Raw genomic sequence first — 24392 nt, 5'->3', positions numbered from 1 at the left:
TAGTGTATATTTGCAAGGAATAAGCGAACAAATGTTTAAATTTGTTCCTTCACTACTAAATACGCGAAAAAGCTGTTTTATTTTTTTAATCCTTTCGGTTGTAACCATTTTTGCAAGAAATTTAAAATGATATCTGCCAATATTGCCATTAGTGCCGTTGGCAACGCACCAGCTAAAATAATTGCACTACCATTAGTAGCATTGGTACCACGAATTATGATATCACCTAATCCCCCTGCACCAACAAAGGAACCAATCGAAGTAATCCCGATGGCAATAACTAACGCATTTTTTAGGCCAGCAATAATAACTGACATTGACAAAGGCAATCTAACCATGCGCAATACCTGCCATTTAGTCATCCCCATGCCCTTACCAGAATCAATTACATTTTTATCAACGCTGCGCATCCCAGTATATGTATTTTTAATAATCGGCAACAAAGAATATAGCGTAACAGTAAAAATGACCGTCATCACGCCTAATCCCAAGCCGATCATCACAATTGACAGTAATGCCAGCGAAGGAATAGTTTGAATAAAGTTAGCAATTTCAACAACAAAATCACCTAAATGGGCATTACGTGAAATAAAAATACCTAACGGAATTCCAATAATGGCCGCAAATAACACGCCATAAATCGAAATTAGGAAAGTTCGATTAAACTGTTCAAGCACATAAAAGCCATTATGTTGATAATAATAAATAAATTGCTGCCATAAAGATAATCTAGCCATTATTTCTCCTTTCTAAAGTAATCATGCTTTACTAAGAATTGGTGCGCCACCGTGGACGGTTCAAGCAGCTTATCATCAACGTCATAATTCATTTTACGAATATCATGAACACTAATGTTACCTACTAACCGCTCTAAAAGTGGTTTTAATTCCGGGTGTTCGCGCAAAACATAGTTATTAATCAACATGCCGCAATTATACGGTGGAAAGAAGTGTTTATCATCTTTTAACAGGTGCAGCTTATAACTATCGATTCGGCCATCGGTTGAATAACCTAAGATAACGTCCATTTTGCCGTTTTTTAAAGCTGAATAAACTAACCCGATGTTCATCGGATGGGCTTTGGCAAAAGTGATACCATAAGCTGTCTGAAAAGCCGGATAGCCGACTCCTGGAGCATTAACCCATTCAGATGCAACCCCGAAGGAAAACTTATTTTGCACCTTTTTTAGATCTGAAATATTGTACAGGTGATATTTCTTCTGATCTTTTGCCCTAACCATGAATGCATAATTATTGGCAAAGCCATAAGTATGAAGATACGTTTGATCCCACCGCTTCTTTACTTCGCGTCGAACCGTATTATTAGCCTTTTTTGAATCTTTGATTGCCGGTAATAACAAATTGGCAGTTAGTTCACCACCATCATAGGCTGCTGCCTGAATGTCGGCATCATGGCGGTAAAGCGCTTGGTGCTGCATAGGTGCCGAACCCAAATTATTTACAATCGAAGTTTTATATGGCGTTTCGTGTTCAATAAGTTGCGCCACAATATTAGCAACAATTTGCGATTCAGTCGTTGTTAAAGCAGTTATTCTAATATTTTCGTTACTTCCTTGACTGTCAGATAATCCTGGTAAACCGCAGCCACTGGTAGCCAGCATAACCAAAAAAGCAGTAATCAATAATGTTAATTTTTTAAAGCAATTTTTCATTATGTTAGCCTCCCTATATGCCTTTTGGCGTGATCTTTTTTTCCAATTTACCTAGTAAATAATCTGTTAACAGAGCTAGGATAATTACCGGAATAGTACCACCAAAAATTAGGTCGGGCTGATACAAGCTAAGGCCATTGAAGATAAAATCACCTAGGCCTCCTGCACCAATATATGAAGCCAAAGTTGCCCAAGCAATCACATAAATGGCTGATAAACGGATTCCAGCCATGATCACTGGCATTGCCAATGGAATATCTACTTTTAAAATCAATTGCATTTCTGTCATGCCAAGCCCACGAGCTGAATCGACCGTATCCGCATTGACATCCATCAAGCCGACATAAGTATTACGTAAAATTGGCATTAAACTATAAAGAAATAAAGCCACAATTGCTGGCACTCGGCCCACACCAAAGAAGGGTATCATCATTGCTAATAATGCTAGTGCCGGAATTGTTTGCAACATGCTGGCAAGCGCAATTACAACTTTTGCTGTTCGCGGAAATTTCATTAAAATGACGCTTAAAGGAACTGCGACAATTATTCCCAGTGCAAGCGAAATTGCAGAAATATAAATTTGCTGCCAGGTTTTAACTAACAATTCAGAACCGTGCTGAGCCATAAAAGCTGACATTTTAATTCGCCTTCTTTTCAGTCTGCGTCTTTAACGTACTCTTGTCGCCCCAAATTTTTTCATAAACAACGTTTACCAAACTAGAGCGAGTGACGATTCCAACTAATTTATTAGCAGAATCAACCACTGGAATATATTGCCCATTGCGACTTAAAATGCGGCTAAAGTTATCCCGCAAATATTCATCCGATTCCACAGTAGCAGTAACTGGCAACATAATATCACTTACAGTACTTACTTCAGGATACTTACGCTGCAAGTCAGTAATTGAAATATAGCCTTTTAAGTGATTATCATCATCAACTACCAGTAAGGTATCAACGCGGTGTTCTTTCATCATGGTCAACGCATCAGTAAGCGATGCACCTAAATTAATTTTGACAGGAGCTGTCATCACATTCTTAACTTTGACCGTTTCATATTTTGCTTCTGACAGACGCTCTTCACCAATTAAGCTCTTAACAAAGTCATTTGCCGGATGGTGCAAAATTTCTTCAGGTGTTCCTACCTGAATAAGTTGTCCATCATGCAAAACGACAATTTTAGTAGCCAATTTGAGAGCTTCGTCCATGTCATGCGTTACAAAAACAATCGTTTTGCCCAATTGCACTTGTAAATTTTGTACCAGTGTTTGCAAACTTTCACGAGTAATCGGATCAAGTGCACCAAAAGGTTCATCCATTAAAATTAAATTTTGATTTGCAGCCAATGCCCGAACAACACCAATTCGTTGTTGCTGTCCACCTGACAATTCAACCGGATAGCGATCCAAAAATGATTCCGGTAATTCTGCCATCTTGATTAATCGTTTAGCTTCCTCAGCTAATTTTTCTTTAGGCCATTTTAATAATTTAGGTACTAAAACAATATTTTCCCTAATTGTCATGTGTGGCATTAAGCCATTATTTTGAATGACATAACCTATTCGCCGGCGTAAACTTACCGGGTTAAATTCTGTCACGTTTTTACCGTTAACTAAAACCTCGCCCTTAGTAATACTATTCATCCGGTTAATCATTCTCATTAACGTGGTTTTTCCTGAGCCAGAGGTACCAATTAAACAGCAAAATTCACCCTTATCTATTTTGAAATTAATATTTTCAACTGCTGGTTGTTTTGACTTCGGATAAATCTTAGTCACATTTTTAAATTCAACCATTGGTATTTCCTTTACCATAAAATTCCCCCTTTTTCAATTTTATTTCTAATTTAATCCTAACAAGTTAAACTGAGCTTGGCAAATGAGAACGTCAAATGGCGATATCAGAGCAAACAAAAAACACCAACAAAGTTGGTGTTTTTTAGTTAATTCTCATAAACTTACATTGACCCTTTAAATACATCCCATGAACTGTGGAAGTAATCCCATCCTGAATAGATGGTAAAGATTAGCGCAAGGTAAAGTAAAATCGTACCAATATGGTAGAAGTCACCGATCAATAAAAAGATGATTGACAACATTTGACACGTGGTCTTAATCTTTCCTGGCATTTCTGCTGCCATCACTTGGCCCTTGTTTTCAGCTAAGATTAACCGTAATCCGGTTACTGCTAGTTCACGGCAGACAATAATGGCAACAACCCAAGCTGGTGCCAATTTCAAGGAAATCAACATAATAAATGCTGTCATCGTTAACATCTTATCTGCTAACGGGTCGGCAAATTTACCAAAGTTAGTTACCAAATTGCGTGAACGGGCAATGTGACCATCAAACCAGTCGGTAGCCGAAGCAACCGCAAAAACAATCGCAGCAATAACTAATTTCCAGTAGACAGTTGTTCCAGCAACTTGCGTACTGGCATCACCGCCAAAAATTATAATTAACATAAATACCGGAATTAAAATAATTCTAAAAACCGTTAATTTATTGGGTAAATTCATTCTTTACTTTTCCTCCTAATTGAATAGCTCTTTATCTCCCATCAGTACCATTACTTGAAGAGCTATCAGAGTGAGTGGTTTCACCGCTCTGTTCATTATTATTTGCTTGTCCAGTCTGTTGGCCGGTTTGACCACCTTGGCCACCAGTTTGACTATTAGTCTGACCAGTATGCTGGTTGTTTGTAGTTCCACTATTTTGATGTTGATTCTGTTGCTGGTTGGTAGTTGTCCCCGAATGACCAGTAGTTGAATTATTAGTAGTCGAATTACTATTATTAGTCGTATTAGATTGGTTTACACGGTGTTGTTTACCAATATAGAAGGTTAAAGTATTGCCAGTTGTTTGCGTATCATACGGTACTTTTTTGCCACCAAAAGAAATGGATGTTCCAGAACCATTACCAAAAGTAACCGTTACTGTTTGAGCAGTAGTTGGTAAATTCAAAGTATGCTTTTGATTAGGGTTCAAAACCTGTGAAAATTGGTGGATACCATTGATTGAAATAGAAACGTTAGTAGCCTGCTCACCAGCACGAACAACCAAATTACGGTTCTTCTTTAAGCCAGTAACACGGTATTGCGCCGTGGCCAATTCCTTGATTTTGACAGAGCTCTTCTTAATTTTCTTCTGCTTTTTTGGCTTGTTTGTATTATCGGAAGAAACCGATACGTCATTAGCAGAATTATTATTGCTCTGATTATTGCCAGCTGAAAAATGCGCATAAACAACGTAACAAACCAAAATAACGACAATAATACCTACCCCAACGATAATTCGGGGAAGATATTCTTTCCAAAGTTTCTTTTTGCTACTAGTTGTTTTGCGGACTTCCTCACTCTTATTATCAATTGAATCCTCAACGTATTCCTCAGGTTCCGCCTGCGGAATTTCATTATGATATTCACTAAGCAGTTGTTTGCCATCTAAACCAACAACTTGCGCATATTGCCTAATAAAAGCACGCACATAAAAATCACCAGGGAGTTTGTCAAATTCATCCTGTTCAATTGCCGTCAGATATCTACCTTGAATTTTGGTTGCTTTTTCAATATCTTCAATTGAAAGTCCCTTTGCCTCTCTGGCACTGCGTAATTTGTCTCCGATATCTGCCATAGTTACCTCTTTTAATTTCTAATTTACACTTTGAGTATAACATATACTACTAATTACTTTTACCATTATATAAGCCATCCACCACTTACATAAATTGTCTGACCTGTTAAATAACTAGAACGTTTGTCAAGCAAAACGTTGACCCAGTAGGAAACATCGCTTCCCCTAGCGAGGCGCCCAGCAGGAATTTCTTCTTTTACTTTGCTCATGTCTTCCGCCGAAATCATGGCATTCATTGCCGTATCAACCGCACCGGGGGCAACAACATTGACCGTTAAATTAGCTGAAGCCACCTCTCGTGCATATCCTTGGCTAAAAGCCGTAAGTCCGGCTTTAGTTGCACTATAAACAGCTTCAAGCGCACTAGCCTGTTTGCCGTAGACTGAACCCAGAAAAACAATCCGACTAAAATCATTTTTAGTTAAAAGCGGCTCTAGAAGTCCAGCTAGTTTAATCGGTGTTGTTAAGTTGACTTTAATCATATCGTCAACTTGATTCATCTCTTGCCCATTTACAAAATGATAATCCGTAATACCCTGAGCAAATACAGCGGCATTAAGCGGTAACAAGTCTTGAACGAACTTTGATAAGTCGCTATTTTCAGCTAAAAAACTTAGTCTAATTGGAATAAAATCCTGCTCTGGATATTGCTGCATTAGCTTTTGGCTCAATTGACAAGCCTCTTGCCACTTAGTGTGACAATGAAGATATAAAGACCAGCCAGATTGTGCTAGTTCAGTACAAATCGCCTGACCGATTCCGCCGGTTGCACCAAATACAATCGCTCGTCGCATCACAACATTCCCTTTTACTACTTATTTATGAACCAGCAAGCAAAAACAGTACTGCAATTATATAATAATTGCTAAAACAACGCTACATTTTCAACTTTGTGTCCATATTCGGTTTAATTTTACCATTATTTTTTCGGAAAACTGAACAAAAATTAGACATGCTAAACTTTCTTAAAAATTTAGCCTTTGTCATCCTCCTTTAACGGTGGTAATAACACCTGTCGTGGCTTAGAGCCTTCTGAAGGGCCAACTACTCCCTTTGCTTCCATTTCATCAACAATTCTCGCTGCACGATTATAACCAATGCGGAAGCGGCGCTGCAACATCGAAACACTGGCCGTCTGTTGCCGTCTTACCAGGTCAACTGCTTGCTCGTAAAACTCATCCTCTGGCTCATCGGAATTATTTTCAGCAGTTTCCTCATTTTTTTGCGGAATCATTCCTTCATCATACTCAGGTTTTTGCTGGTTGCTTACCCAAGAGATGACTTTTTCCACTTCATGAGATGCAATATAGGCACCCTGAATACGTTCAGGCTTTGATGCTCCTACAGGCATATAAAGCATATCCCCTCTTCCCAAGAGTTTCTCTGCTCCAGTTTGATCCAAAATAGTTCTTGAATCTACACCACTTGAAACCGCAAAGGAGATTCTTGAAGGTACATTCGCCTTGATTAAACCGGTGATAACATCAACACTAGGCCGTTGAGTAGCCAAAATCATGTGAATACCAGCCGCACGCGCCATTTGGCCTAGCCGCACAATTGCACCTTCGACATCATGACCACCAACCATCATCAGATCACTCAGCTCATCGACTACGACCAGTATGTAAGGTAATGGTTTCATTACGGGTTTAGTCTTATCCTGGTTATTAATACGGACTTTTTCGTTAAATTCGCCCATATTACGAGCACCACTAGCAGCAAAGAGCTTATAGCGTCGTTCCATTTCTTTAACAGCCTTGCTTAAGGCATTAGCAGCTAGCTTAGGGTCGGTAACAACGGGAATAAGCAAATGAGGAACACCATTATAAACTGACAGTTCAACCATCTTCGGATCAATTAAAATCAGTTTAACTTGATCTGGCGTGGCTTTCATTAAGATACTTGTCAAAATGGTATTAATGGCAACTGACTTACCGGAACCCGTCGAGCCGGCAATTAGGAGATGGGGCATTTTGGCCAAATTAGCCGAAATGATTTGCCCACTTACGTCCTTACCAAGGGGAACTTCCATTGGGTCAGCTTTTGCTTTAGCATCCTGATTTTGCATAACATCCTTAAATGCCACCACTGAAGTTGCCCTATTTGGAACTTCAATTCCAATAAATGGTTTACCTGGAATTGGCGCTTCAATTCTGATGTCCTTGGCAGCAAGAGCTAACGCTAAATCATCCGCTAAATTGACGATTCTGCTAACTTTCACGCCCACAGCAGGTTGAACTTCGTAGCGCGTAATTGTTGGCCCTAAAATTGCCCGTTTAATAATAACGTTCACACCGAAGCTTTTAAAAGTAGCTTGTAATTTTTGTGTATTTTTTCTAATTGAAGCTTTATCAGCACTTTGATCAGTGTTTTTTACCGGATCAAGCAAAGTTATTGGTGGCTTTTTATATTCCACCTTAGGCCTTGAAGTAGCGCTCTGCTCAAGGTCACCATGATCGACGCTACCGAGTTCTTGTTTCATTTTTTCATCTTCGTCGTCAAATGAATGAGATTTTGGTAAAGCATTATCATCTGGTTCAAAATTTGTCTTATTAGCAAATGAGGGTTGTTCATCATCATGGCTTGAAATTTGAACTTGTTCTTTGGATTCTTCTGGTTCAGGCGGTGTAACTTCATCAAGTGCAAAATCAGTTTGGGAAATATCTTCATCCGGTTCCTGATTATCTGCCTGCGTTTCAGTATCATTTTTGACGGTAAAATCATCAACATTGGGAAACACAGGTGATTCAGAAGAAAGCGGATCGTGAAAATCCTTTGCCAGCTGTTCCTGCTTTTTTTCGGCTTGCTTTTCTCGAAGCGAACTGTATTTATCTTTTAGTTTAGTTCCCGCTTCCTTATTTTTGCTGATAAAAAGCTGGCTAAACTTTTGAAATTTATTAATTACATCAACAAACTTCACGTCAAAAAACATCAAAATGCCAATTGGGATAAATAAAACGGCAAAAACGCGTAAACCAATATGGCCGAGCAATGGGTAAAAAAGCTGATAACACATTGCTCCAATCACCCCGCCGCCCACGGACTTGGTGATTGCAGCACGACCGAATTCGGCTGACATTTCATGCCAAAAAACATTCATAAAAGCGTTATTCACTAGTTCACGTTCGAAGTAAATACTGCTTTGAATCAATAAAATGCCCAAAATAGCTAAAAATAAGCCACAGCTGCGTTTAAACTTGAAGTGCATTGGCTTATTATAAATTAACATCACTAAGCCAAAAATTGCACATAATCCAGCAGCCAGCAAATAAGAATCACCAAAAAACAAGCGGAAAATGTTGGCTATCTGTTTACCTAAAATACCAAATTTAGCTACCGCTAAGAAAACGATAATTATTTCAACAAGACCGACTACCGCCCAGGTAATGCCCGCATTTTGCGTCTTTTTTCGCGCTTTTGTTGTTTTTTTCTTCTTCTTAGGCATAACGGCACCAAATTAAGAATTAAAAATTGGCTTGGAAGTTCAAATTAACCGGTTCATCCAGCGTAATTTGCGTAACTTCATAAGTCAAAGTCTCAATATATTCAACTAACGGACGACTTAAGATTTTATAGTCAGCTTTGGAAAGGTCACTGCCATCGCCAAAATAATCCTTAATCTGAACTATTTGACTAATCATGCCACTAACCGAAAAATCGCCAGGCGCTGGAGCAACGTCAAACACAACCGTAATATCAAAATAGTTACCGTCTTCACCGGCATCAGTTGTGCCATCTTCATTTTGCTTTTCAACTTTTTTCAGGCCGAAGTTAACTTCATCCTTAGTCTCAGCATCTTCGTTTAAATCATAGTGAAAGTTCTTTACCAAAACAGGTGTTTCTTTATTAAATTCCATTGTTATTCTCCTTTTAGGTTACGCTCATATCTTTCAGGGCGATTGTAATTATCCTTTAACTTGTCATTTTCATAGTGATGACTTGTCTCAAGTTGTGGAAATCCTTGCTGTCTTAATGCTTCAAGTAAAACAATTGCAACTGAATTTGCCAAATTATAACACCGAATGTTGTCCGACATAGGAATTCGCAGGTTGCGATCATAATATTCGCGCATAAAGGTTTCGGGCAATCCGGTAGTTTCCTTGCCAAAAACAAAGTAATAATCCTTATTTGAATCAGTGTAATCTACTTCAGCGTAGTTTTTAGCAGAGAACTTAGAAATCAAATACATTTCATCATTTGGACCCAAACTAGCTAAAAAAGCATTCAAGTCATCGTGTAAACGCACATCAACTTTATCCCAATAATCAAGTCCAGCACGTTTCATTTTTTTATTATCAATTTGAAAACCCAATGGTTCAATTAAATCAAGAACAGTATTGGTGCCTGCACAAGTACGGGCGATATTGCCCGTGTTTGCTGGCATCAAAGGCTCATATAAAACAACGTGATTAGTCAATTTTTTCTCCTTAATTGAAAAAGTGTGGCTTTGTGACCACACTTTTTTTACTTCTTTGTCACTTCATTATTTTTATTACTATCCTTCTCAGTTAAGGAAGTGGTCTCATCCTCCTCGAAGACTTTTGAAACCTTGCGATAGTAATTATACACGCGAATGGTAATTATCTTCAAAATAGCATAAATTGGAATACCAAAAATTACGCCCCACAGTCCCCAAACTGAACTGGAACCAATCAGTAAAAGAATTGTTGTTACGGGATGCATTTCCATTTTATTGCCCATGACTAACGGACTAATTAATCTGGACTCAATTGTTTGCTCGACGAAAAAGACCACTAAAACCTTAATGACCATCGGAACAGAAATCATAATTCCGATTACAATTGCAGGAATAAACGCAATAAAAGTTCCAAAATAAGGTATTAAGTTCAAAAAGGCACTTAAAACGGCAAGAGCTATCCCATACGGTAGTCCGATAATACTATAACCAATACCGAACATAATTCCTACCCAAAAGGCAACAGTTAATTGACCACGGATATAAGATGACAAAGCAAAATTGATGTCATAAAGCAGCTGACCAAAAACATCTTGCCATCTCTTAGGAGCAAATTGCATCAGGTATGGCCGTAAATTATGGCCATCTTTTAACATAAAGAACAAAATAAACGGTGCGGTTAACAGCGTCATAAAGATTACCGTGACGATGCTAATAGCAGACGAGATGTTATCAAGTGTCGCATCAATCGTATTTTGTCCAGATTTAAAAATCATGTCCTGGCCACGTGTAATTGCATCATTAATATTATTTTTCACACTGTGCAGATGCGGGTCGCTTAGCATGTTTTGCACTGCAATTGTTGCATCATTCCAAATATGTGGCCAGTGACGAATTAATGAATCAATTTGTGCCTGTACTATTGGCAATAACGTATTAACGGTCCAAACAAGCAAAACAGCAACTAACAAGAATAATCCAATAATTGTAGCCACACGAGGAACTTTAAATTTTCGCTCCAGTAAATCAACCAGAGGATTCATAATATAATACTGAATCAGTGCCAAGATTAATGGTGGCAAAATAGCACTAACAAATACTTTAGCTGGATTCAGAACAAATGAAATTTTATTAAACACCCAAATAATTAGGAAGAATAATAAAATATTGACTAAAACGATACTAAAACGATTATTTAGAAACCATTTTTGAAAAACAGTTTGCTTTTTATGCTTTCCTTGAGAATTCATTAAATCATCCTAATTAAATATGTTCATAAATAATGTCATCGTTAACATTAAATGCTGGCATAGTCTGTTTTGCACTAAACGTGAGGTAAACAGCATTTGCTAATGGATTTTTAGGCTTTGATTGATTGAAAAATAACGTTATATGGCCTAAGGCCTTCATGTCACTTTCAACCATTGCTCCAACATAATCAGCAACATAAGTTTGCCCATCAATTGTAATTGTATCGCCTTTTTTTAAAATAAAGCCACTAACAGGAGTTTTAGTATCAAATTTTTGAATAATCGAAACGTCAACTAAATCTTTAGTGACGTTTTCACCAAATAAAATCACCATATTGCCTTCAGGCTCAATGGCTTGTTGACCTACTTTTGTAATTGTTGATATCCACTTCATTTTGTTACGCTCCTTAAGATTTAATTTTAGCATAACAAAAACCGCTTAACTAATATATAAGCGGTTTTTCTTTATTTCCAATTATTTTCGGTGGTATAGAGCCCATTTTTTAATTTCATCGATTAAAACTAGCGGTATTGGCAAACAGAATAAGAATAGCCAGTCAACTGGTAATAATCTTGTGGTATTAAATAGCTGTTGCAAGCCTGGGGTAACCGTTAGAACTAGGAATAAAAGAATTTCAAAAATAATTCCATACCAGATACTGCGGTTAGTAAACAGCCCCTTCTTAAAGATAGAAACTTTATTTGTCCGGCAATTTAAAACGTTAGCAATCTGTGAGAAGATAATTGCTCCTAATACCATCGTGGTAGCGCGCATGTAGACTGAGCCGCTACCAACTAGAGGAACTTGTGGCCAACCATTTTGCATATTAACAAAGAAGTAGGCACTAACTGAAATGATGCTTGAAATTAGGCCATACCATAAAAAGGCCTTAACGATTACGCTTCGATTAAGCAAATGCTCGTTTCTCTTTCTTGGTGGCTGTTTCATTACGTCGGGATCAACTGGCTCGCCACCTAATCCTAAAGCAGGCAACATATCCGTTCCTAAGTCAACAGTTAAAATCTGCATAACTGTCATCGGCAGCGGAATTAGTCCACCAGATAACAAGAAGAGGATTGATGGAAAAGCTTCTGGCACATTTGACGTTAAAATATATGTCAAAAATTTCCTGATGTTGCTATAAACGGCACGCCCTTCCTCAATTGCGGCTACAATTGAAGCAAAGTTATCATCTGTCAAAATGATATTAGCTGCATCTTTTGCAACATCGGTCCCAGTCATTCCCATGGCAATACCAATGTCGGCTTGCTTTAAGGCAGGCGCATCATTGACACCATCACCTGTAGAAGCAACGATTTCACCATTTTCCTGTAATGTTTTAACAACCTTATACTTCTGTTCAGGCGCTACCCGAGCAAAGATTACTTCACCTTTCAGGGCTTCACGAAGCTCGTCTTCACTCATTGTATTTAGCTCGGCACCCGAAATAACCCGAGCGGCATCAGAAGTAAGGCCAATTTGCACAGCAACCGTTTTGGCAGTAAGTTTTGAATCACCAGTGACCATAATGATTTTAATTCCGGCTTCGTGACAACGTTTAACAGCATTATATATTTCTGGTCGAGGTGGGTCACTCATTGTGGTCAATCCAACAAATACCAAATGATTTTCTGCTGTTTCAATTGTCAATTTATTCACATCAGTTGTTTGATCAATGATGCGGTAAGCCATTGCCATGCTTCGTAATCCCTTAGCTGCATATCCAGCATTACGCTTTTTGGCTAAATCCTGATCTTCTTTAGTCATGGCCCGAACTTGACCATCAACTTGAATCTGATCACATTGCTTGATGACATCACTAAATGAACCCTTAGTAAAGATAATATTTTGGGTATCATTCCAACGATGAATCGTTGACATGCGCTTTCTATCTGAATCAAAAGGCAGTTCCCGTAAACGTGGATATTTAACTAATACCTTTTGTCGATCAAAGCCAGCCTTTTCAGCCATGATAATCAAAGAAGCTTCAGTCGGCGTTCCCAAAATTTTGGGCTTTCCACCCTTAGTTTTACTTGGCTGAACAGCAGTATCATTATCAAGAGAAGCAATTTGAACTAATTTATGCAAATCAGGATTTTCTTCATACCATAACTGCTTTTTGTTTAACTCAATTTGTCCATTATTTTCATAACCGTTACCGGTAACTTCATATTCATTTTTAGGCGTCCAAATGTAGTGAATAGTCATTTGATTTTGGGTTAATGTCCCCGTTTTATCAGAACAGATAACGGTTGTTTCACCCAAAGTTTCGACTGAATTAAGTTCCTTAACCAGCGCATGTTTTTTCGCCATCCGCTTAACTCCTTGGGCCAAGCTTAAGGTAACAGTTGGTAAAAGTCCTTCTGGAATAAAGGCAACAATCATCCCTAATGCAAAAATAAAGGCTTTTGCGAAAGGATATTTAACAAAGAAAATTGCTGCTAATAAAAAGACGATTCCGATTGAAACAGCAATAATTGATAATTGCTTAGTCAGACGGTTAAGCTCCTGCGTTAACGGACTATCGACTTTATTTTGCTTTTGGGTCAGCTGCGCAATTTTACCAAATTCAGTATTCATTCCTGTAGCAAATGCAACCGCACGTGCGGTACCTGCTCCAACAGTCGTACCCGAATAAACCAAGTTAGTTTCAGCGTAACTACCCTCACCAGGGGCATATTCCGTTGTTTTTGATTCCGGAACTGATTCACCATTTAAAGCACTTTGATCAACCTGCATCGAACTGGCAGAGATTAAGCGCGCATCTGCCGGAATTGAATTTCCTGCCTGTAAAATAAAAACGTCGCCAGGAACCAATGTCTTGGAATCAATCTGAACTTTTTTACCATCACGGATAACTTGTACATAGGTCGGCAACATATTATTTAAGGCATCCGTTGCCCTTTTAGCTGCTCGTTCCTGCCAAAAACTAAACAATCCGTTAATGATGTTAACTAGCCAAATTGCGATTCCTAGTTCGACTGTCCCGCTTAGCATTGCTATCGCACCGGAAATCCAAAGCAGAATAGCCATCATACTGATAAAATTCTTGAAAAATGCTTTCCATTCTGATTCTTCCTGCGATTTTTTAATCTCATTAGAACCATATTTTTGTAATCGACGAGCTGCCTCTTCAGAACTTAATCCGTCTGATGAGGACTGCAAATTAGTAAAAACTTCAGAAACATCATTCTTAGCATAAAGCTCTCGAATTTTATTTTCGTCCATTCAGCGTACCTCTTATTTTAAAAACTTTTTTATCGTTAAATCCGATACCATACTTTACCACTTTTTAAGGTGATCGAACCATTCAAATTTTTTACAAATAAATGTCATGCTATACTAATCTTATTATATAATAAAAACAAAATTTGAGATGGAGGCTTAATAAATGAAGCTATTAATTGGTGGCTATACTAAAAAGAAAGCTACTGGTATTTATGAATTGCCACTGTACAATTCTAAAAAAGGATTAGAAGTCGAGCTTGGAGACGCTAGAGAAGTTATCAAGGTCGGCGGCCCTACTTATTTTGTTCAGGATGGCGATTTAATTTTTACAATTAATAATGCGGGTGATAAAGGCGGCATTAGCGCTTTCCAATTAGTTAACGGCGCATATCAAGAAAAGGATTCAAACTTAACACCTGGATCATCACCAGCTTATATTGGCATTAATCGCAAAGATAAATTGCTCTATACAGCCAATTATCACACCGCTGTCTTAGCTGTTTTTTCATATACTGACGAAGGCAAATTGAGCTTAATTGATTCCGTTACCCACACTGCCGACACTCTTGGCCCAAAGCCAGAACAAGCAGACGGACCACACCCCCACTTTTTTGACCAAACACCGAAGAAAAACCTGGTTAGCTGTGATTTAGGTAATGATTGCGTCGACTTTTACCGTCTCCAAGACAATCATCTGGAACACTTAGCCAAGTACCAAAATGAGCCCGGCTTCGGAACCAGACATATCGTTTTCAGCCCTGATGGTAATTACTTTTACGTTGTCGGTGAGCTTTCAAGTAAAGTTAACGTTGTTAAATTTTCTGAGAGTGATTGGACATTTACAAGTATTGCCACTTATTCAACTATTCCTGACGACTTTACCGATCACAATGGTGCTGCCGCAATTAAAATTAGCCACGATGGTAAATTTATTTATGTTTCTAATCGTGGTCATGATTCAATTACTGTTTTTGCAGTTAAGGATGATCATACACTCCAATTACGTCAACGGGTATCGACTTTTGGCGAATTTCCGAGAGACTTTAACTGGGATGAAAGTGAACAGTTTGTTGTTGCCACTAACCAAAACTCCGACAACGCAACTTTGTATAAGCGTAATGCCAAAGATGGGTGCTTAACCCCAATTCAAAAAGATATCTATGTACCTGAAGGGACGAGGGTTCTATTCAGTGAATAACTAAATCAAGCTACTAAAAAAGAGTTGCTGATGCAACTCTTTTTATTATGCCTTAATTATTATGCTTTTTGCTTCTTTTGCCATAATTGCTGCATATCCGGCGGATCAGGAACTCTGATTTGCACACGTTTATTTGCCCTAAAGGGATCAGGAAAAGAGACGTAAAAGCAATTGAGTGCTTGCCGATTAAACTCATCCTTAATACCGTATAGCGGATCACCAAATAAAGGATGACCCAAAGACTGCATGTGAAGCCGAATCTGATGTGTTCGACCGGTATATAGCCGTAACTCAACCAAACTTATTCCAGGAGCTTGCTTAAGAACCTGGTAGGCCGTGACAGCTTTTTTACCGTTAGGGTCGATAAAACGCTTGACCGTTTCTTTAGTACTGCCGATTGGTTGCCTAATAATGCCACACATTTCATCGGCTTTAAAATTACCGTGAACAAGTGCGTGATATTTTTTAACAAAATCATCTTTACTGAGCTTGCTAAAACGCGCATGAGCAATGGCATTCTTGCCCATTAATACAATTCCCGATGTATCGCGATCTAATCGGGTAATCACATGAGGCTTACTTCCTTGGATTTTTTGCCGGTCAAAGTAACCTAGCACACGGTTTACTAATGCATTATCATCATAACGTGAAGGAATTGAAAGCACGCCGGCCGGCTTATTAATAGCTAAATAATCGTTAGTTTCTTGGACAATATCAATGGGCTGATAGGATGGCTGCAGCCAAGGATTGACCTTTTCTTTGCCGGGGACAAAAATAACTTCATCTTGTGGATGAAGTACAAAATTGGTATAGCGCCGTTTATGATTAACTAGAATTAAACCACCATTGTTTTTAGCATCGGTTACCGCTTTTTTGGAAAACCCGTTTTTCATTAAAAAAGCTCCTAATTGTTTGGGAGCCTTTGTTTGTACAGTCAATTTAAATAAAGTCATCTTTACCACCTATAAAGGCACTTTGAACACGTGACCAGAAATGAGTATGACCGAAGCGGTCAAAGCGAATTTCTTTGTTGGAAATACGATAATTAATCTTCTTAGCATTATGCAGGTCCAACTTGCTTCCGTCAACTGTCATTACAAAATGGGCCGAATTAGGAACAATTGTGATCCACTGGTCGGGGGCAATTACAATTGGTGAAGAAAGCGTTCGAAAAACACGATTATTGATTGAAGCGATTTCCGCCATCTGCAAAGCCTTGAGCCGAGGATGAATCACCGCCCCACCAAGCGATTTATTATAAGCCGTGGAACCAGTTGGCGTGGAAATGCAAAGTCCATCCCCACGAAAATTTTCAAACAGCTGCCCATCAATATAAACATTAGCTTCTAATGTATGTGAAATACGCTTAACCGCAGATTCATTAAGAGCTAAATAATGCTTTTTCTCATTAGCCTCCGTGACTAATTCAACCTCAAGAAGTGGATATTTGGCAGATTCCGGTTCACGCAAAAAAAGGGCATCGACCATTTTATCAACGTCTTGAGCTTGCCAATCAGTATAAAAACCTAGATGACCAGTATGAATGCCAATAAATCGAATTGAACTGATTTGATTTTCATACCGATGGAAAGCATTGATTAGAGTACCATCACCCCCGACTGTTATTACAACATCAGGATATTTAGCATCAAAAACAACGCCCTCCTTTACTTCGAGGGCATTTTTTAAATGCGCCACAACCTTAAGCGTTTCTGCATTATTATTATGAGCAATTGTAATCCTCATTATTTTTCCTTACCTTTATTTTTGGTAAAAATCTTTTGGGCTTCCTGAACTTCATCTTTAATCAAGGACATTTCCTCGTCAAGTTTATAAGCCGTTTCTGCAGTTGACTTTAATCTTTTAGAAATGTCTTCTGGGTAGGAACCCTGGTATTTATAATTTAGGGTGTGTTCAACGGTTGCCCAAAAGTTCATTGCTAAAGTTCTAATTTGGATTTCTGCTAATAATTTTTTTGATCCTTCGGGTAAATAAACGGTGTAGGAAATAACCATGTGATAAGAGCGATAGCCTGAAGGTTTAGCATTTTTAACATAATCACGTTCTTCTAAGACTTCCATGTCATCTCGATCATGGATCAAATCAACTACTTTATAGATATCATCAACAAATTGACAAACAATTCTAATGCCAGCAATGTCCTGCATATCAGTCTCAATTACATCGGGACTGATCACACGACGTTCCATTTTTTCTTTGATTGAATCTACTGTTTTTACTCGTCCAACCACAAATTCAATTGGCGAGTGTTCACCCTTAGTCAAAAAACTCTGACGCAAGGACCGAAACTTTACTTTTAATTCACGAACAGCCTCGTTATAAGGCCACAAAAAATTATCCCAGTCAATATTCATAGAAATAATTCCTTTCTCTACAGCACATTCATTTTAACATAAAACAAATGATAGCAATTTCATTCAGACAAGCTAATTATGTAAAAGTTAAGTATTTGCTTTTACCAAAATGCCTTGATTGCAGTATTCTTTGTTTTTTTTGCTACTAAGGCAACGCGACATAAACGATAATCTAAAATTATGATAAATTTATTAATCTGTGTCAAAAAATTAGTCCTAATCGTCCCTTTTTATTATTTTTCAAACCAATTTTTTGACTATTAAAGTAAAAAAGGTACAAAATGGTAAGCATTGATGCATTATAATAAGAGTAAACAGACTACGTGTTTTTGACAATGCAAGCTGAGCTAAACGATGCTTAACACGCCTGTACTTTTTCAAATCTGATAATAGATACATGAAAATGCACCTTTTTGATGAGGGCCTATCTTTTGTTAAAGCTAAATTACGTTTTAACGTAAAATCAAGCCTTGATCAATATTTATGAAAAGAAAAGGATAGTCGGATGTCAAAAAATAATGAAATCGAAGCTAAAATAATTTTGCCTGAACAAGTTTACCAACAACTATGTGGTGATTTTAATATCAAAACCTGCTTTACCCAGGAAAATTATTACTTTGACACAAACAATGGCTTACTAAAGGATAATAATATCAGCTGCCGGATCCGGCTCTTTGATAATAGTGCGGAACAGACACTCAAAGTTCCGCACCAAAACCCAGTCCAACAAAAATTTCATGAGGCAACAGAAATTAATGATTCACTGCCACTTGAACAAGCCCAAAATCTTATAAAGCAAAGTGCTCAGCGGCAAGAAATTTCTTTCAGTGGAAATGTCGGTCACTTTTTACAAAGTCATTTCGCTGCTGCTAGTCAATTACACCTGCAAACATACAGTAAGACCAAGCGAATTTTGGCAGTTGGTCCGCAAGATTGCGAGTTAACTTTTGACAAAAGCCAATACCCTGACGGTTATCAGGATTATGAATTAGAAATTGAAAATCCTGATCCTGAGCTAATTAAAGCGGTTCTAGCAAAATTAAAAGATAAGTATCATATCGTGCAAAACTTTTCTAATACAAACCAAGCAAAAATTGCACGCGCTTTCAAACATCGTGGTAAAATGTAAGTGAAAGTATATTTTTTGGTTATAGGATAGATATTTGGTAGAGTTATATTTAATTAAATAATCAAGATTAATCAAGTTATGGAGGAGCCTGATCATGTTTGAGATATTTCTTTTTGTCAATCCCATTGGTTTATATTGTTATGATACGGAAGTATTAATCAAGGACGCAATTGACGAACTCAACATAAATTCCTGCTTTCATTTTATTCCCGTTACGAATTCGAAAGTCATTAAAGAAGACATCATTAGAAGAAAAACTAGCGGACAAATTATAAATGATATTCCGGAATACACAATGGCTTCTTATCAAGCATTACGTAATTACCATGCAATTAAATTCGAATATGGTAATAGAAAAGCACGTTGCTATTTAGTTAGCTTACAAAAAGCTGTTAGTGGCGATTTTAATGTTTACTCACAGGATTTACCTGAACAGGTAGCATTAGATTTAGGGTTAGATTTTAATCGCATTAATAGTTCTAAAATAAGTAAATACGTTGACGATTCCATTCAGCAAGACAAAGATCTTGCCCGCAAATTTAACGTTAAGAATATACCAACAACAATTATTTTTAATGAAAGTGGTAATTATAACGGAATTTTACTTGAAGGAATTGTAGCTCATGATAAGTTAATTGCACTTTTCAAAAATAGTGCTTGTAATCAAATTCCTGACGAACCAAAAGAAGAAAATAGCTATTATCCAACACGACATTTACGCTTGATGTAAGAATAATGTGATGTTGTCGGGTGACTTTACTGGTCTGAATCGTTCATAAACCCAATTAGGCAGATCATCAATTGTCAGGTGATTTTGGTAAAGTTGAGCAGCAATGCGCAAGCCTTTAGTGCTTTTTTGCATTATTTGTGTTTGCAAGTAGCTTTTTTGTGCTCGCGGGTTAACGTTATAAGTGATTAATTGTGGCTGAAAGTGCCACAATTGCCGTAGTCCACTTTTACTTAAAGCAAAATTCGTTGACTGATACTGGATAAGGTTAGTTAAAGGCTCACGTTGGACGTTAAACTTTAACCGTAAAATTTTTTGATAAGGGTTAATTTCAAAATAATAATTATGCCACAACTTATTTTCACGAAAGAAAATAAGTTGTGACTTTTTTATTTCTCGCGTTAAATAATGCCGTTTGCCTACTAGCCAAATATCTTTAATTCCATTTTGCCTGTATAAGAGATGGCGATGATTAAATTCTGCTTCGCTTAAAGGCGCACATTGGACTTCAAATGCCAACCTGGGACTTGCTAAAACGTCTGCCCTTAGTTGACCAGAAGCCAAAGTTACCTCTGTTTGCGCACTGAATTTTGCCTGCATAAGAGCAATTTTTAGTAGGTTCTTACTTCGTGCATGCTCATCTTTTTCTCCAGCCAAATTAACCTCTCCTGGTTGATGCCTAAAATAAGCAGTACCAGCCTTTACCACTAACTGCACTTCTTGAGAGCAATGCGGACAAAAATAATGATTTTTCTTCTTTTTAACTAGTGCATTTTTCACTTTTTCTGCTTCATCAATTGCGGTCACTAATTTATTATTCCAAAAAGCTGCATACATAATTTTCACCCATTATTAAGTACGCAAAAAAAGGCAAGATTCACTTGCCTTTTACTTTTTATTCAAATAAATTATTAGTGCTTCAAATGGCTAAAATAATGACGTAACTGTCCAAGGGCATCACGTTCAATTAAACACTTACCCGTTGTTCTAACCCGAGCCATATCAGTCGCTTTTACTTTTGTACCGTATTCGTTAGCAATAATCCAAGCATCTTCTGGTTTAATTTCAACGTAATTTTCATCTGTAAATGCTAAATCAAGATAAAACAACCCACGTTCAAAATAAAGGCTTGAAGAAAGATCACTGGCTAATAAGCTATCTGCAAGTTCCGTTACTTCATTAAAATCATTAAAACTGTAAGCTTGTTTTTTCTGCAACTTCCAAAAATCTTTTTTAACTTTTGGCTTGTTAGAATCGTTTGTGTCAGCACTATTTGCGTCATCATCTTCTAAATCAAGAAATGAGCGCCGTGAGTCAGTAATTTTGCTTTTTTTCAAATCACCAAAGTCGTTTTCAAACAGCTTAGATAGCTTGTCACGATCCTTTTCAGTAGTCTTAGTAATTAATAAATCTAAGCCACCATTATTCGGCATTACCTGAAAAGTAACGGGAGCATCTTGACTAAACGAATGGTCAGTATCAATTTCATCCAAAATTGAATAAAAGAATTGTTGGATCTTGTCTTTATCGCCCAGCAAATCTAGAACTTTTAAACCGCGCTTTTCTAACTCGGCTTTATTAATCCTCACGCGGATAGTATTTTCATTAATATGTTCTACTTGCATGAGTTCTTCACCTCCATCAGATCCTTTGTTATATTGTAGCGTATTTTACGAATAAAATAAAAGCGTTAGTTTAAAAAACCAACGCTTTTTTCTTCACTGCTTAACCTATTATAAGTCAGCGATTTTTTGCATCTCTTCGAGTTCAAGACGCCGTACTTTTCTTGGCAAAAACCGTCTAATTTCATCTTCATTGTATCCAACTTGAAGACGACGGTCATCCATAATAATTGGTCGTCTTAGAAGGCTTGGATTCTTTTCCACTAAATCCAGTAGCTGATCAATCGATAAGTCATCTAAATTAACTTTTAATTGTTGAAATGCTCTGGAACGTGTAGAAATAATTTCTTCTGTACCGTTCTCAGTCATCCGTAAAATCTGAATAAGTTCCTCTTTGGTTAAAGGTTCAGAAAATATATTTCTTTCCTTAAAATCAATATTATGCTTTCTTAGCCAAGCCTTGGCTTTACGACATGAGGTACAACTTGGAGATATGTATAAATTTACCATGTGATTCACGCTCCTTTGAACACATTGTTTCAATACTCGTATTATATCATATTACTTCCTTTTTGTAAGCAATATTTGTAATACTATCTATAATTCCATGTTACCTTGTAAAAGTGAATAAACTGTGAATTTTTCCTCAAGAAAAGGTAAAGAAAACGAAAAGGGCCCATTAATATTTATTAATGCGTCCCTTTCATTCTTCATAGTTAATTATTCACTTTTTTCATTAATTCGTCAACTAATTTCTCGTTTTCTTCAGCAGTTTCTGAAACAAAACAAGCTTTATTAGCTAATTCCTTAATGTCCTCAGTGTTAAGTTTCTTCATTAAACTTCTGATTCGCAGAATCGAAGTAGCACTCATTGAATACTCATCAAGTCCCATTGAAAGCAAGATTGGGAACATTGTGTTGTCGCCAGCGGCTTCACCACACATGCCACACCAAATGCCATTTTCATGAGCAGCATCAATTGTGTGCTTAATTAAGCGTAATACTGAAGGATTGGCAGGTTGATACAGGTAAGAAACATTATCATTTCCACGATCAGCAGCCATTGTGTATTGAATCAAATCATTAGTACCGATTGAGAAGAAATCAACTTCCTTGGCAAATTGATCAGCTAAAACTGCAGCAGCAGGAACTTCGATCATCATTCCTACTTCAAGATTTTCGCCAACCTTTACGCCCTTCTTAGTTAATTTATCTTTTTCTTCAGCCAAAATTGACTTAGCTTTACGCAATTCAGCTAAAGTACCAATCATTGGGAACATAATTCCGAGCTTACCGAATGCTGATGCACGCAATAAAGCACGTAACTGTGTCCGGAAGATTTCCTCATTTTGCAATGACAGTCTAATTGCACGTACGCCCAAGAATGGGTTCATTTCTTCAGGTAAGTCCCAGTAATCGAGGTGCTTGTCACCACCGATATCCATGGTTCTGATAATGACTTGCTTGCCATGCATCCCTTCGATAACTTCTTTATAGGCTTCGAATTGATCTTCCTCAGTTGGAAAATCTTTAGAATCCATGTACAAAAATTCTGTTCTGTATAAACCAACAGCTTCAGCACCATTGGCATTTACACCAGCCATATCATTTGGAGTACCAATGTTAGCAGCGATCGTGAATTTCTTCCCGTCAGCAGTTACTGAAGGTTCATTCTTTAATTTTTCCCATTCAGCTTTTTGCTTTAAGAAAGCGTCACTCTTCTTCTTGTAATCAGCTACTTGTTCATCAGTTGGTTCAATTACAGCGTCACCGTTCAAACCATCAACAACTAAGTTTTGACCGTTAGTCACGTCCTTAGTAATTGAATCAGTCCCGACAACAGCAGGTAATTCTAATGAACGAGCCATGATTGCTGAGTGAGCAGTCCGACCACCAATATCGGTTACAAAACCTTTGACAAACTTTTTGTTTAATTGCGCAGTATCACTTGGAGTTAAGTCGTGTGCAACAACGATAACTTCATGATCAATTGAAGCAGGATTAGGCAATTCCTTGTTAAGCAAGTGCGCCATAATTCGCTTAGAAACATCACGAACATCTGCAGCACGTTGTTGCATATATGCGTTATCAGTCATTCCTTCAAAAATTGTAATAAATTTTTGAGCAGTTTCATCTAACGCAGCTTCGCTGTTGATCTTTTGCTCCTTGATTTCATTTTCAATTGCACCCGTAAATTCAGGGTCATTCAAAATCATCAAATGTGCTTCAAAGACTTGGGCTTCATCTTCACCTAAGCTCTTTTTAGCGCTGTCGCGAATTTGCTCAACTTCTGCAGTTGAAACTTCAATTGCTTTTTTGTAACGAGCCAATTCACTGTCAACGTCGCTAATTGTCGTCTTTGTATAAGTAAGATCAGGTTCAACCAAGAGATAGGCTGGTGCTACAGCAATACCATCACTTGCAGCAATTCCTTTTAATGTCTTGGTCATTATTCAGCCAAACCCTCTTTTTTCATTGTTTCAGAAATAGCAGCAATTGCGTCTTTTTCGTCATCACCATCAGCACTAATAGTAACATCGGCATTCTTACCAACACCAAGTGACATAACACCCATGATTGACTTCAAGTTAACTGACTTACCATTGTATTCAAGGTTGATGTCTGAACCAAACTTTGAAGCAGCTTGAACTAACAAAGTTGCTGGACGAGCATGAATACCTGTTTCTGCAATAACATGAAAATCGCGTTTTTCCATTATAAATATCTCCTTTGAATTGAAAAAATCAAACCGGTAGTAAATACCTATTCCTGTATTAGACTATCATTTTTTTGTGAATTAGACAACATAAATGTAACAGTTTACATCATTAAAGTTCAGACTTTGATTGCGTGTAAACTATTTTGCCTCCTCGCAAGGCTTTTCCAGTTATATTCTGTCTTTTACCAAAAGATCTTAAAGCAGCTTGAAAATCAAACGCTTCTTCAGGTTTAACTTCATAATGATCCAATTCACCATTTGCTAACTGCTCCAGAATTTCTTGATAATCCAACTTTACCACCGTTTCTATAAAACATATTCCATCCTTAGCAAAAAAATTGCTAAGGCTTATTTTAGCATATTTACTATGTCGACAGAAAAGGTTTTAAGTTTTAGCACTTGATTATTGCGAGTGCTAATTA

25 protein-coding genes are annotated in these 24392 nt (G+C 37.5%); 3 read left to right on the top strand and 22 right to left on the bottom strand.

Going from position 1 to position 24392, the window contains the following annotated elements; all coding sequences use genetic code 11:
• Positions 1 to 77: 77 nt before the first annotated feature.
• The 13 genes from GYM71_RS03660 to GYM71_RS03600 form a co-directional block, all read right to left on the bottom strand.
• Positions 78 to 737 (bottom strand): ABC transporter permease, encoded by a 660-nt coding sequence (locus GYM71_RS03660; RefSeq protein ID WP_103752100.1) that lies wholly within the window; start codon positions 735 to 737, stop codon positions 78 to 80.
• Entirely contained in the window at positions 737 to 1672 is a 936-nt protein-coding gene (locus tag GYM71_RS03655) for an osmoprotectant ABC transporter substrate-binding protein (protein ID WP_103752099.1), read from the bottom strand. Before GYM71_RS03655 ends, GYM71_RS03660 begins: the two co-directional genes overlap by 1 nt.
• Positions 1673 to 1685: 13 nt before the next feature.
• Positions 1686 to 2309, bottom strand: coding sequence for an ABC transporter permease (locus GYM71_RS03650; RefSeq protein ID WP_103752098.1), 624 nt, complete (start codon positions 2307 to 2309; stop codon positions 1686 to 1688).
• 1 nt (position 2310) lies between these two features.
• The gene (locus GYM71_RS03645; protein ID WP_103752097.1) at positions 2311 to 3486 is read right to left on the bottom strand and encodes an ABC transporter ATP-binding protein; all 1176 of its coding nucleotides are present in this window, start codon (positions 3484 to 3486) and stop codon (positions 2311 to 2313) included.
• 143 nt (positions 3487 to 3629) lie between these two features.
• Complete coding sequence (gene pgsA, locus GYM71_RS03640; protein ID WP_103752096.1) at positions 3630 to 4190, bottom strand: CDP-diacylglycerol--glycerol-3-phosphate 3-phosphatidyltransferase; 561 nt, start codon at positions 4188 to 4190, stop codon at positions 3630 to 3632.
• Between the two features lie 31 nt (positions 4191 to 4221).
• Positions 4222 to 5304 (bottom strand): helix-turn-helix domain-containing protein, encoded by a 1083-nt coding sequence (locus GYM71_RS03635; RefSeq protein ID WP_220220958.1) that lies wholly within the window; start codon positions 5302 to 5304, stop codon positions 4222 to 4224.
• 65 nt (positions 5305 to 5369) lie between these two features.
• A complete protein-coding gene (gene ymfI, locus GYM71_RS03630) occupies positions 5370 to 6098 on the bottom strand; it encodes an elongation factor P 5-aminopentanone reductase (protein ID WP_220220957.1) in 729 nt (242 codons plus the stop codon).
• Positions 6099 to 6277: 179 nt separating this feature from the next.
• Positions 6278 to 8749 carry an FtsK/SpoIIIE family DNA translocase gene (locus GYM71_RS03625; RefSeq protein WP_220220956.1) on the bottom strand — a complete coding sequence of 824 codons (2472 nt, stop codon included), beginning with the start codon at positions 8747 to 8749 and terminating at the stop codon, positions 6278 to 6280.
• Positions 8750 to 8768: 19 nt separating this feature from the next.
• On the bottom strand, positions 8769 to 9161 hold the full coding sequence (locus tag GYM71_RS03620) for a DUF1149 family protein (RefSeq protein ID WP_220220955.1): 393 nt from the start codon (positions 9159 to 9161) through the stop codon (positions 8769 to 8771).
• Positions 9162 to 9163: 2 nt separating this feature from the next.
• Entirely contained in the window at positions 9164 to 9721 is a 558-nt protein-coding gene (locus GYM71_RS03615) for a tRNA (cytidine(34)-2'-O)-methyltransferase (RefSeq protein ID WP_220220954.1), read from the bottom strand.
• A 47-nt stretch (positions 9722 to 9768) separates the two neighbouring features.
• Complete coding sequence (locus GYM71_RS03610; protein WP_220220953.1) at positions 9769 to 10971, bottom strand: AI-2E family transporter; 1203 nt, start codon at positions 10969 to 10971, stop codon at positions 9769 to 9771.
• A gap of 13 nt (positions 10972 to 10984) precedes the next feature.
• A complete protein-coding gene (locus tag GYM71_RS03605; RefSeq protein WP_220220952.1) occupies positions 10985 to 11365 on the bottom strand; it encodes a PTS glucitol/sorbitol transporter subunit IIA in 381 nt (126 codons plus the stop codon).
• 81 nt (positions 11366 to 11446) lie between these two features.
• Positions 11447 to 14200 carry a cation-translocating P-type ATPase gene (locus GYM71_RS03600; RefSeq protein ID WP_220220951.1) on the bottom strand — a complete coding sequence of 918 codons (2754 nt, stop codon included), beginning with the start codon at positions 14198 to 14200 and terminating at the stop codon, positions 11447 to 11449.
• Between the two features lie 163 nt (positions 14201 to 14363).
• Here GYM71_RS03600 and GYM71_RS03595 point away from each other — a divergent pair, with 163 nt between their 5' ends.
• Positions 14364 to 15398, top strand: a complete 1035-nt coding sequence (locus tag GYM71_RS03595; RefSeq protein WP_220220950.1) for a lactonase family protein — start codon at positions 14364 to 14366, stop codon at positions 15396 to 15398.
• A gap of 59 nt (positions 15399 to 15457) precedes the next feature.
• Here GYM71_RS03595 and GYM71_RS03590 read toward each other — a convergent pair whose 3' ends face one another.
• Genes GYM71_RS03590 through yjbM form a run of 3 tightly spaced genes read right to left on the bottom strand, consistent with a single transcriptional unit; the run spans position 15458 to position 17773 of the window.
• Positions 15458 to 16351: an RluA family pseudouridine synthase gene (locus GYM71_RS03590; RefSeq protein ID WP_220220949.1), complete on the bottom strand. Its 894-nt coding sequence runs from the start codon at positions 16349 to 16351 to the stop codon at positions 15458 to 15460.
• Complete coding sequence (locus tag GYM71_RS03585) at positions 16338 to 17144, bottom strand: NAD kinase (protein ID WP_220220948.1); 807 nt, start codon at positions 17142 to 17144, stop codon at positions 16338 to 16340. The genes GYM71_RS03590 and GYM71_RS03585 overlap by 14 nt, the downstream gene beginning before the upstream one ends.
• Positions 17144 to 17773 carry a GTP diphosphokinase gene (gene yjbM, locus GYM71_RS03580; RefSeq protein ID WP_103752084.1) on the bottom strand — a complete coding sequence of 210 codons (630 nt, stop codon included), beginning with the start codon at positions 17771 to 17773 and terminating at the stop codon, positions 17144 to 17146. Before yjbM ends, GYM71_RS03585 begins: the two co-directional genes overlap by 1 nt.
• 505 nt (positions 17774 to 18278) lie before the next feature.
• Between yjbM and GYM71_RS03575 the strand changes: the two genes are divergently transcribed.
• On the top strand, positions 18279 to 18902 hold the full coding sequence (locus GYM71_RS03575) for a CYTH domain-containing protein (RefSeq protein WP_220220947.1): 624 nt from the start codon (positions 18279 to 18281) through the stop codon (positions 18900 to 18902).
• 94 nt (positions 18903 to 18996) lie between these two features.
• Positions 18997 to 19632, top strand: a complete 636-nt coding sequence (locus GYM71_RS03570; protein ID WP_220220946.1) for a DsbA family protein — start codon at positions 18997 to 18999, stop codon at positions 19630 to 19632.
• Here GYM71_RS03570 and GYM71_RS03565 read toward each other — a convergent pair.
• The 6 genes from GYM71_RS03565 to GYM71_RS03540 form a co-directional block, all read right to left on the bottom strand.
• Complete coding sequence (locus GYM71_RS03565; RefSeq protein ID WP_220220945.1) at positions 19618 to 20466, bottom strand: competence protein CoiA family protein; 849 nt, start codon at positions 20464 to 20466, stop codon at positions 19618 to 19620. The genes GYM71_RS03570 and GYM71_RS03565 overlap by 15 nt on opposite strands.
• A gap of 74 nt (positions 20467 to 20540) precedes the next feature.
• A complete protein-coding gene (locus GYM71_RS03560; RefSeq protein ID WP_220220944.1) occupies positions 20541 to 21254 on the bottom strand; it encodes an adaptor protein MecA in 714 nt (237 codons plus the stop codon).
• Positions 21255 to 21362: 108 nt separating this feature from the next.
• Complete coding sequence (gene spxA / locus GYM71_RS03555; RefSeq protein WP_220220943.1) at positions 21363 to 21761, bottom strand: transcriptional regulator SpxA; 399 nt, start codon at positions 21759 to 21761, stop codon at positions 21363 to 21365.
• Between the two features lie 206 nt (positions 21762 to 21967).
• A complete protein-coding gene (gene ptsP, locus GYM71_RS03550; RefSeq protein ID WP_220220942.1) occupies positions 21968 to 23701 on the bottom strand; it encodes a phosphoenolpyruvate--protein phosphotransferase in 1734 nt (577 codons plus the stop codon).
• Positions 23701 to 23967 (bottom strand): phosphocarrier protein HPr, encoded by a 267-nt coding sequence (locus GYM71_RS03545; protein WP_220220941.1) that lies wholly within the window; start codon positions 23965 to 23967, stop codon positions 23701 to 23703. The genes ptsP and GYM71_RS03545 overlap by 1 nt, the downstream gene beginning before the upstream one ends.
• A gap of 112 nt (positions 23968 to 24079) precedes the next feature.
• Positions 24080 to 24262 carry a hypothetical protein gene (locus GYM71_RS03540; protein ID WP_220220940.1) on the bottom strand — a complete coding sequence of 61 codons (183 nt, stop codon included), beginning with the start codon at positions 24260 to 24262 and terminating at the stop codon, positions 24080 to 24082.
• Positions 24263 to 24392: the final 130 nt, after the last annotated feature.

Origin of the sequence: Lactobacillus panisapium, from assembly GCF_019469265.1 — a bacterium.
GTDB lineage: Bacteria > Bacillota > Bacilli > Lactobacillales > Lactobacillaceae > Lactobacillus > Lactobacillus panisapium.
The sequence above is the reverse complement of the archived record's forward strand: the minus strand, read 5'-3'. Positions and strand labels throughout refer to the sequence as shown.